The sequence below is a fragment of the Mucilaginibacter sp. P4_G9 genome, from assembly GCF_056400985.1.
Window position 1 is genome coordinate 1 of record NZ_JBFUKF010000163.1, and the last position, 11632, is coordinate 11632.

At 41.1% G+C, this 11632-nt stretch carries 5 protein-coding genes; all 5 read right to left on the reverse strand.

Annotated elements, in window-relative coordinates; translation table 11 throughout:
* Nucleotides 1-3651: two-component regulator propeller domain-containing protein (locus tag AC1DPZ_RS14905; RefSeq protein WP_477404696.1), on the reverse strand; the 3651-nt coding region annotated here is incomplete at its 3' end.
* A gap of 285 nt (nucleotides 3652-3936) precedes the next feature.
* Nucleotides 3937-4710 carry an SDR family NAD(P)-dependent oxidoreductase gene (locus AC1DPZ_RS14910; RefSeq protein ID WP_477404698.1) on the reverse strand — a complete coding sequence of 258 codons (774 nt, stop codon included), beginning with the start codon at nucleotides 4708-4710 and terminating at the stop codon, nucleotides 3937-3939.
* Nucleotides 4711-4716: 6 nt separating this feature from the next.
* Nucleotides 4717-6432 (reverse strand): IlvD/Edd family dehydratase, encoded by a 1716-nt coding sequence (locus AC1DPZ_RS14915; protein WP_477404700.1) that lies wholly within the window; start codon nucleotides 6430-6432, stop codon nucleotides 4717-4719.
* 82 nt (nucleotides 6433-6514) lie between these two features.
* Entirely contained in the window at nucleotides 6515-9343 is a 2829-nt protein-coding gene (locus AC1DPZ_RS14920) for an FAD-binding and (Fe-S)-binding domain-containing protein (RefSeq protein ID WP_477404702.1), read from the reverse strand.
* 994 nt (nucleotides 9344-10337) lie between these two features.
* The gene (locus AC1DPZ_RS14925) at nucleotides 10338-11360 is read right to left on the reverse strand and encodes a hypothetical protein (RefSeq protein WP_477404704.1); all 1023 of its coding nucleotides are present in this window, start codon (nucleotides 11358-11360) and stop codon (nucleotides 10338-10340) included.
* Nucleotides 11361-11632: the final 272 nt, after the last annotated feature.

The window sequence follows — 11632 nt, forward strand, 5'->3', positions numbered from 1 at the left end:
ACCTATTAGCGCGGTAAGTAAAATTATGGGGATATGTGATGTACGGCTATCGCTTTTAATTTTGCGGCAAAGGTCTCTCCCATTCATTTCGGGCATACTGATATCACTTACCATAATATCAGGGTGTAAAGCCAGTGCCTTTTGCCAGCCCTCCTTACCATTTAATGCCTCTATAATATGAAAAGTATCCTTAAGATTATCTTTGAGATAGAAGCGAAAATCGTCATTATCTTCAACTATCAATACCGTTTGTTTTGAACTAACTTCGGATGGGTTTTTGTTACTACTTTTATTTCCCTGAACAGCACTTTCCACCAGGTGCGTATCATCCAATGGTGTTTCGGCGCTTAAATCACCGCTTGTCATCACCGGTAAATGAATAATAAAACAACTGCCATGCTCCGGCTCGCTCTCTACAAAAATTTTGCCCTGGTGCATGTTAACAAATTCTTTGGTGATAGATAAGCCAATGCCGCTTCCCTGGTTAAGCATGGAGCCGGGGAGGTCATTCTGGAAAAAACGGTCGAAGATCCGATCCAGTTTATCCTTGCCTATCCCTATGCCTGTATCCATTACTTTAATTTCCAATAACTTAAATGGATGAGCCGATTTTTCTTCAACTAAGCTAAGCAGCACACTTACATGCCGGCCTGACGGGGTAAATTTAAATGCGTTTGAAAGCAGGTTAAACAATATCCTTTCTATTTTATCATGATCGAAACTCGTTTTCAGCGTTTCTATCTCCGTATCAAACACAAAGCCAATTCTTTTTTCATCTGCTATATCTGTAAATGATAGCGAGATCTCTTTAATAAATTTAATGATGTCTCCCGGTTTAGAATGCAGCTTCAATTCATGTACTTCCATTTTACGAAAGTCGAGCAGTTGATTTACCAGGTTTAATAAGCGCCTGGCATTTTTCTTCACCATGTTTAATTGTTGCTTCTGATCAGCATCTGCCGTATGATGGAGCATTTTATCAACCGGCGCCATGATCAACGATAGCGGTGTTCTGAATTCGTGGCTTACATTGGTCAGGAACTTGGTTTTCAGCTTGTCAATCTCCTGCATGCGTTCAAGCTCCTGCCTTTCGCGCTCAATCATGCTTTTTATTTCTTTTTTCTCCTGCTCGGCAGTAAACTCCCTCCTGATTTTTTGAATTCCACGACGACGGATGAGAAAAAGTACCCCAACAATCAGTAGTGTATAAATCAAATATGCCAGCGGCGATTTCCAAAACGGAGGCTTTACTTTTATCTTCAGGGTAATGTAATCCGGGTTCCATACCCCATCCGCGTTTGAAACCAGCACTTTAAATATATAGTCTCCGCCATCAAGGTTGGTGTAGGTTGCCTTGCGTGTTGGCGCGGTAAGCCAGCCTTTATCAAAGCCCTCCAGCATATACTTATATTTCACCTTGTTGGGATTAAAAAAGTTGAGTGCAGCAAACTCAATAGTAAAAACGTTTTCGCTGTGGTTAAGCGTTATAGAATTGGTTACCGAAATGGCCTTACTCAATATAACATGGCCATTAACCGTATCATTTGCCGATACATTTTTATTAAACAGCTGAAAATTGGTAAAAACCAGCTTTGGCTTATTTACGTTTGATTGAATGTTCTGCGGATTAAATATATTGAACCCGTGCCCTCCGCCAAAAACCATTTCGCCTTTACTGGTTTTTAATGCGGCATTTACATTAAACTCCCTTGCCTGCAAGCCATCAGTTTCATCAAAGTTTTTAAACTGAAAATTGTATTTACTGCCGGCAGCCGATAAAGTAACGCGGCAAAGACCATTGGAGGTGCTTAGCCACATCCTTCCCTCATTATCTTCGAGGATATTTAAAATCAAATTGTCGGGCAATCCATTTTCTTTTACAAGCGAGGTAAACCTGCCTGTTTTAAAATTTAATATACTCACACCATCTTTGGTAGCTATCCACATCAATCCCCGGCTATCCTGTGTAATGCTGTTTACATTATCGGCTAAAAGGCTGTTGGGCACACGGGTATTACGCACATAATGCATAATTTTTTTGGTGTGCTTCATAATTACATTTACACCGGCGTATCCCCCAACCCAAATATTGCCATCCTTATCCTCACAAATGGAAGAAACATATGGCGATTGTATCTCGCTTAACTTAAAGGGGTGGTAAAATATTTTTTTTGACTGATCAAAAAGATCCAAACCACCGGCAAATGTACCTACCCATAAGCGATGCGATGAGTCTTCCATTATGCTCCAGATCCGGTCATCGGCTACGCTGGTGGCAATCTTATCATTGTGCCGGTAATGGGTAAAGGTTTTTCCGTCAAAACAATCAAGCCCCCCGAAGTAAGTACCTATCCACAATTTTTGGTCGTGATCGATACACAAGCTCACAATGATATCATTACACAAGCTATTACTGTTATTAGGATCGTATTTATATTGGGTATATTTCCCGGTTTTACGGTTAAGATATATTAAGCCACCACCGTTTGTTCCTATCCATAAATTGCCGTTTTTGTCTTCTGCAAATTTGTCTACATCCTCAAAGCTCAAACTATTCGGATCTGACGCGAAATGCCTGTACAACGGAAACCTGATAATATTTTTATGATAGTAGCTTATCCCTTCTTTAAAAGTTCCGGCCCACAGGATACCCGAATAATCTTTATACAGTATTACGCTGTTTTGTTTAAGCGATTTGGCATCATCCTCCCGGTTTAATAAATAAGTGAACTTAAAATCTTTTTTATCCAATACATTTATTCCACCATGATCTGTAGCTATCCATATTAAACCGTCATCAGCCTGGACTATAGTATTGACAATATTTGACTTTAATTTTGACGGCGCTGTATCCTTATCTAAATGCTTAACTGCCTTGGTTACAGGGTTAAAATAATAAACACCCAGGTTAACGGAGGATGCGTAGAACCACAGCTCATTATCGCGGTCAATTGTTAATGAATACTTTCTTATTTTACCATCAACCGCCTTACTTAAAACATTTGTGCGATAGGTAATTTTATCCAGTTTACTATCCAGCATTTCTATGAAACCATCCTGGTGAACAAACCAAATGTTGTTCCTGGTATCAACCGCCATGTCAACCACATAAGTTGAATGCAAAGAGGAGGCGGAGTTTACCAAATAGCCGTAATGATGGGTTTGCCTGTTTTGGGCGTTATATTTGTACACACCTGAAGTTCTGTGTACAAACCAGTAATTTCCTGTATTGTCTTTTTTTATTTTAGTGATATCGTATTCCGGCAGTTTCCATTCCCTTAGCACATTATACACAGCACCTCTAAATTGCTCGCTTACAGGATCATATATACAAAATCCACCGCGGGTTTCAAGCCAAAGTTTTTGCCCCGGCCCTTCAAAAATATTTACAATGTAATCATCAACGACGGAGTTTTTATTTTTTGAACTATGCTTAAATACTTTAAAAGTATAACCATCGTACCTGTTTAAGCCCGATGAGGTACCAAACCACATAAACCCTTCCGAATCTTTGTAGAAACAGTTAATTTGGTTATGTGATAGACCATCATTTATATCCAGGTGCGAAAACTGATATTTATTTTCCTGCGCTATAGAAGTAAAACATATAGCACAACTTAAAATTAAACCTATAAATATCTTTAAACGCATGAAATGGGGAGATCGGTCAATTGATTTATAACCTCTAAATTTACTTAACATTTAGCTGGGATGCAAATGTACACGCAGGGCTTTAACTATAATACGAGTGGTAAAATTTCGCGAAACGGCGAAGGGGAAATGCGGTTTTAAAAGGTTGGTCATCCTGAACGGAGTAAAGGATCTATTCGCAGACTGTACAGGGCGAAGAAGCATGGCGAATAATAGATCCCTCACTCCGTTCAGGATGACAAAAAGGTTTTTTTTTGCAAAAGGGGGCCCTTTGCTTAATTACTTTTACTTAAGTCCGTTGGGTAAAGCACTTACAGATGTCCATCCCCCATCAACAATTAAGCTCTGGCCTGTGATGTGCTTAGCCTCATCTGATACTAAAAACAAAGCGGTATTAGCTATATCCGAAACGTAAGCGGGACGCCCCATCGGGGTTATGTTCGACCAGACACGTTCATAGTCGGCCTCCCCGGTAGTGCGCTCGGTTAGGGTTGCTCCCGGCGCTACGGTATTTACGTTGATCTTATATTGCGAAAGCTCGATCACCAGGTTTTTAGCCAGCATTTCTAAGGCTGCTTTGGTCATGGCGTAGGCTGCAAGGCTTTTAAGCGCCTGGTGCCCAACAACCGACGAGGTAAACAGGATAGCCCCGCCATTATCCTGTTGCTTCATTTGTTTTGCCGCCGCCTGCGCCAGGAAAAATGAGCCGCCAAGATTGACATCCATTACCTTGGAAAATGATTCCTTGGTGTAGGTAAAAAAATCACCATATAAAGTAATCCCCGCGTTGGCTATTACAATATCCAATCGTCCGTAACGCTCAACTGCGGTATCAACCATCCTGTTTATAAAGGCAACATCACCGGAGTCTCCAGCCATAGCTAAACAATTACCGCCCTTGCTTTGGTTGATCAGCATTGCTGCGTTATCAGCCAGGTCGGCTTCTATATCATTTAGGATCACTTTTGCTCCCTTTTCAGCAAGCATTCTGCATATCTCAAAACCAATACCCTGGCCTGCTCCTGTTACTATGGCAACTTTATTGTTAAAACTCATCATATATAATTAATGGGAATCCCTTAATACCTTACCGCCAGATCCGCCGACTAAAAAATCCATGTCGGCGCCTAAATGCGCCTGCTGAACATGATCTATATAAAGTTTCACATACCCCCTGTCCGTAACCGGCGCGGGTGGTAAATACTGTTTCTTTCTTTCAGCAAATTCCGCTGTACTTATATCAACGTTTAATAACCTGTTCGGAACGTCAAGCGTTATCATATCACCGGTTTTGATCATGGCAAAACTGCCGCCGGTATGCGCTTCCGGAGATACATGTAATACAACGGTTCCAAAACCGGTTCCACTCATTCTGCCGTCGGATATGCGCACCATATCTTTAATACCTTTATCCAGTAACTTTTTAGGGATACCCATGTTGCCAACTTCGGGCATACCGGGATAGCCTTTGGGGCCAACGTTTTTTAATACCAACACACTGTTTTCGTCTACTTCCAATTCATCCGTATCAATACGTGCCTTAAAATCCTCAATATTTTCAAAAACAACCGCTTTACCGGTATGCTGCATTAAATGCGGACTTGCAGCTGATGGCTTAATAACCGCCCCGGCTTCGCATAAGTTGCCCGTTAAAATGGCAAGCCCGGTAGCTGTATTAAAAGGGGCATCAACGGTAGTGATTACATCGCTATTATAACCTATTGCCTTGCTGTAATTATCAGCGATGGTTTTCCCGTTTGCAGTAATACAATCGCTGTGGAGAATGTTATCCAAAGCTTTTAATACAACCGGTAAGCCGCCTGCATAAAACAGGTCTTCCATAAAATATTTACCCGAAGGCTGAAGATTTGCTATCAGCGGAATATTTTTAGAGAGGTGATCGAAATCTTTCAATTCAAGTTTCACCCCTATTCTGCCGGCAATGGCTAACAGGTGGATTACAAAATTTGTTGACCCGCCAATTGCAGCATTTACTTTTATGGCGTTCTCAAATGCATTTCTTGTCAATATATCCGATAGCTTCAGATCCTCTTTTACCATTTCAACTATACGTAAACCCGAGAGCTGGGCCAAAACCTTCCGTCGTGAATCTGCAGCAGGTATAGCGGCATTTCCCGGTAACGACAGCCCTAAAGATTCAACCATACAAGCCATTGATGAAGCTGTACCCATTACCGCGCAATGCCCCTGGCTACGGCACATGGCCGCTTCAATGGTTAACAATTCCTCTTCCATTATTTTGCCTGCACGTACATCATCATGGTATCGCCATACATCGCTGGTACCAATTTGGTTGCCCCTATGGTTACCGGTTAGCATTGGCCCGCCGGATACAACTATAGTGGGAATATTAACACTGCATGCCCCCATTACCAACGATGGCGTAGTTTTATCGCAACCGCATAGCAACACCACCCCATCCAAAGGATTTGCCCTGATGGATTCTTCCACATCCATACTGGCCAGGTTGCGGTACAGCATTGCGGTAGGTTTCATTAAAGTCTCGCCCAACGACATTACCGGGAATTCAACCGGGAAACCACCGGCTTCTAAAATACCCCGTTTAACCGATTCGGCAAGTTCACGAAAATGAGCATTACATGGGGTCAGTTCGCTCCAGGTATTACAAATTCCTATTACCGGTTTGTTCTCAAATTCATAATCAGGAATGCCCTGGTTTTTCATCCAGGCCCGGTATATAAAACCATCCTTGCCTTTACGGCCAAACCATGCCCTGCTTCTTAATTCTTTTTGCGCCATGCGTTTAATATTTATTGTTTTATACCTAAAAAACCAATGTATTGGCTTTTAGCTTTGTACATTCTGCCTTTAACTTTTATGGTTAAGTAGTTTCATCCATCAGGTAAAGGATAGATTCATAATTTTCGGAAACGGCTTTTGACATGGCCATTTCGCAGGTTTTGGTAGAGGAATAATATCCCTCGTAGTTCCCTTGTTTAACTTCCAACGCCTCGGCCATGGTAGCAGAATCGGTCAGTTCGGGAAATAAAAAGCCCCGGTCCCCGGCCATTCCACAACATCCGCCGTGTTTAGGAACGGTTACCTCATCCGCAAAATGCTTAGCTAACTCCACAAACTTATTTACGGTTTTCATTTTCTCCAACGAGCAAACGGTGTGTACGGTAATGCTGCCTTTTTTCTGCTTTACGGTAACAACAGGCTTAACATAATCATGGAAAAAATCTATGCTATCCAAAATCTTAAGCGTATCAAATTTAATTTGGTTACCTGCTGTAAGTATGCCCCTTATATTGTGCAAGGTGTAAGCACACGAGCTCACGTCTGTTACTACCGGTAGCTGTCCTTTATTGCTCGACAGCCATAACCTTTGCACAATGTCGTTAGCAGTATATCCATATGCGTCCTTAAATCCTTTAGAAGAATATACCTGGCTGCAGCAACTCCCGCTTAAATTTTCCATTACACGCACCTTTACACCCGATTTTGCGCACACGCTCAAAAAGGTGTCCATAATATTCTTTTCTTTCCCCTTGTAAGTACCCAACATTCTTGAGATACAGGCCGGGAAATATACAATAGAATTACCTGTATACACATTACCAACATTATCCACTGATCTAAAGGATAAACGAGGTGGATAAGTGAGCTGATCTGTCCATAAGGGCATTGCCGGCACAATTCGCTTCCCTAATTTGGTGAGCTTATACATCGTTTTGCTGCCAAAAACCTTATTTAGGGCAAAACCGGCTTTTATCCCGGTACGGATCCCCCACTCTGCTGTTTTAAAGTTTTTAGCTACAAACAACGCCACGCTGTTTTGAAAGGCAGAATGATTTTCTCTTCGTAAACGTTTTACCAGGTCGCCGGTATTAATATCAACCGGGCAGGCGGTAGCGCAAAGACCATCTACGGCACAGGTTTCCAAACCATCATATTGATACTGATCAAGCAGGAGCTTGTACTCCTGCACATTGCCCGCCTTTTGCAACTTCTTTAACACCCTCCTTATCACAATACGCCGCCTTGGCGTAGTAGTTAAATTACGGCTCGGGCATTTATGTTCACAATACCCGCATTCAATACATTTATCAACTTCTGCTTCTACAGATGGCAGTTCTTTCAAATCCTTCAGGTGCGCTTCAGCATCGTCGTTAATGATCACTCCCGGGTTTAGGAGCCTGTTCGGGTCGATAGCCTGCTTTATTACTTTCATAATATCGTAAGCCTCGCCACCCCATTCTGTTTCAACAAACGGTGCCATATTGCGGCCGGTACCATGCTCGGCCTTTAAACTACCGTCATATTTATCTACCACTAAAGCCACAACTTCCCTTAAAAACAGGTCATATCTTTTTACCTCTGCGGGTGTATCAAATGATTGTGTAACTACAAAATGAATATTGCCATCTTTTGCATGTCCAAAAATGATAGCATTGTTGTAATTGTATTTTACAAACAGGTCCTGCAGGTCTAAAATAGCATCGCCCAATTTACTTACCGGGAAAGTAAGGTCTTCTAAAATTACGGTTGTTCCGCTTGCGCGTACTGCGCCCACAGCCGGGAAAAGTCCTTTTCTAACTTTCCAGAAAAAATCCTGTTCAGCAGGGTTGCCTGTAAAAACAGGGGCATTAAGTAATGACAACTGCGCTATCGACTGTAAAAATCCATTAACCTTAAATTCCAGTTCCTCATAAGTATTTTCCTGGAACTCAATCAACAAAGCTGCGGCAGCTGGCGGCAATTCCTTTACAATTGCAGGCATCCCAACCATATTCTCCACCGATCTTAACGATGCCCTGTCCATCAGTTCCACCATCAAAGCCCCGGCGTCAGTAAGGGGGATAATTGCCTGGCAAGCCGAATAGATATCGGGGAAATAAAGCAGTGCGGTTGATTTGCATGGATAATCGGGAACGGTTTCCAATACCGCTTCAGCAATAAATGCCAGCGTACCTTCGGCCCCAATTAACAAATGCGCCAATATATCCAATGGGTGGGTATGATCAATAAAAGCATTTAACGAATAACCAACCGTATTTTTGGTTTGATATTTATTCCTGATCTTATGATACAAAACCTTATTTGATTCAATACGAACCTTTAAATCTTTTAATAGCTGATAGAGCTCAATACATTCATGCTGAAACCGGAGATAGTCGTTTTTATCTTCGGTACTAAAAACTTTCCCATTGGGTAATACAAACCTGATGAATTTGGTGGTGTGATAGGAGTTGAGTTTAACGCCGCAACACATACCGCTGGCATTGTTTGATAAAATACCCCCCATCATGGCTGCGCTGATACTTGACGGATCGGGACCTATCTTTTTTTTGTGTTTTTTTAAGAATGTATTAACCATTTGCCCGGTAATGCCAGGCTGCACCCGCACCAGGTTTCCGGATTCTTCAATGGTTATCTTATCCCAAAACTGGCTCAGGTCTACCAGGATGCCATCTGTAATAGACTGACCGGAAAGACTTGTACCACCGGTACGAAAAACCAGCGGGATGTTATACTGATGAGAAAACTTAAATAAGGCAACAATTTCATCCTCACCAATGGGTTGAACTATAGCTTTTGGCACTAAATAATAAAAGCCGGCATCTGATGCAAATGATACCAGGTCGATATAGCGGGTTTTGATACGGGTAGCAGGCAGTATCCTGTTTAATTCTTCCTCAATCTTCATCACAATAATTAGGCGTGTAATTTATCCAATTATATGTTTTTAAACTCCATAAATGCGGCAGCCCCGGTTTATTGTTACTGTYGGTTCGCTTTAAGCATTGAAATTTTTGGTCTGTAATTGAATATTCAAATGTATACATCAATGAGTACAGATAAAAACATAGTTTTTGCAATTCAAATTGCCGTCAGTATATTCTAATCGTTTGCTTGCTACTTAGTTTATTGCAGTCAAGCTGAATTTGGCTAAAGCCCTGTTTTTGATAGCCATTTATCCGTTGGCTAAAGCCAACGGCAATGAATTATAACATAGCAGACAAATTCATTGCCGTCCCCATTTATGGGACGGGTAAGGATAAATAAGAAGTCAGGGCTTTAGCCAAAATAATTGATTAGCGACAATTTGAATGCATAGTTTTTTGTTGTTACCATACATAAATACATTTAATTATGGTTCAATAACGTTTTATATGGATAAGCTTTTTAATATAGTCCGCATAGCGGACGAATCATATTGTAACAACGGGTTTTAACCCGTTGACGATAACCGCTCCTGTTAACAGTTCCGTAGGAACGGTCCATTTATCGGTATATGTGCCGAACCTATGGTTCTCCGTTTTTCATCGCCCAGATTCAACGGGTTGAAACCCGTTGTTACAAAATGTTTCGGGGCTACGCCCCTGAGGAAATTTTACACTTCTAATGAAGCACATATCCAAGCGTCATTGCGAATAATCCTGGAAAAATGGGGATGACGTGTAGGGTTTAGGGGCTCATAACACCCATGTCATACGAGCGCAGCGTGGCAATCGCGAACTGTGCAGGTCCGCTCTGTATAGCATGCGATTGCTTCGTACCTCGCAATGACATAGATTATATTAAAAATAACACTGATAATCAATAACTTAAAAACACGTCATTATAAAGTACGAGGCAATCCCCTACCTATAGCGTTGCTGTGCAAATCCGCTCTGTATAGTTATAACAAATCAAACTGCTTATACACTTAACCCGGCAACATCATTAAGGTTACAGCATGTAAACGTGGTAATAATATTATTGGCCGATTGCTTAAGGTAATTAACAATTATGGCTTCCTCGGTATTGGTTTCGTACTGTTTATTAAAGGGAATTTCTGCTTCGGGGATATTTTCAAAATCGGGATGGTTATTTTTTTGCTTAACGAGGATATTTTTGAGTGCTACTGCCTGCCTGTTTTTTACACTTACCGTGTTGCTTACACCAAACAGTACTTCGGGTTTTGTTTCGAGGCCCAGGTTAAAAATATACTGTTCCATTTCTTCAAAATCCAGATTCTGGCAATTGATGTACAGGCAGCCATCTCTTATACCAACAACCTTACCACTATACCGGTGCCCTTCGGATACCGATTTTACAACCACCTGCCCGCTTTCGTGCTCCTTTAAAACAAAGGGGGTTTTAATTACATTTTTGCTGCCATCCGTTTTTTGATAGTACAAAAAATAATTACCCAAAAAATAGCTTTTAATAACCGATATAGACGACTTGCTTAAGCTAAGCCCTGCAACCGGCGCCTTTGCAAGGTTATGCCTGTAGGGGCTGGTACTTTTGCCCGTTTCTTTTTGCCAGGCATCCCAATTGTTGAAAGGCACCTGTAAAAAAACCAGCAGCGCGTTTACCTTAATATATTTTGCCTCGCCGCCGTTCCAGTAGCTTTGCAGGGTTTTACCGCTTATCCAGTTATAAACGCGGTATTCGCCCATATTGCCAAGGTACTTTATAAAATCATATACGTTTTGGCAACGCAATGCCTCCAGTTGATTGTTGATCTGCTGGCGGCCTATAATCAGCCCCATTTCAACCAGGTCGGGATTGGCCTGTACTTCCAGGCTTATTTGTTTATTTATTACCCGGGCAACCAGGTTAAACTGGGTTCGTGTAAAATCTTCCCAGGTATTTTCCTTTCCTTTTATCTTTAATGCAGCTAAAACTTTAGGATGCTCGGCTATTGCTTTTTGTATTTTACGGGATAAATGCATGAAATAGGTGATTCTTAATAAAATAGTACCTGTTCTAAAGATCAGTTTTCAATATTTTTTCACAAATAATAATTAATATCAGCTACACTAAGTACCTAAATGGATTAATTACTTTATACCCTTTTGACCAAAACACAGGTAAAATTTATGACTTAAAATTAGACTTAATTCTGAGCAAATACAACACACTGTAAATCAATTCAAAAAATTTATTTCAAAAAAATATTTTGACTTATATTTTTCCTCATTTGACTTGATGATATTTATAAGAC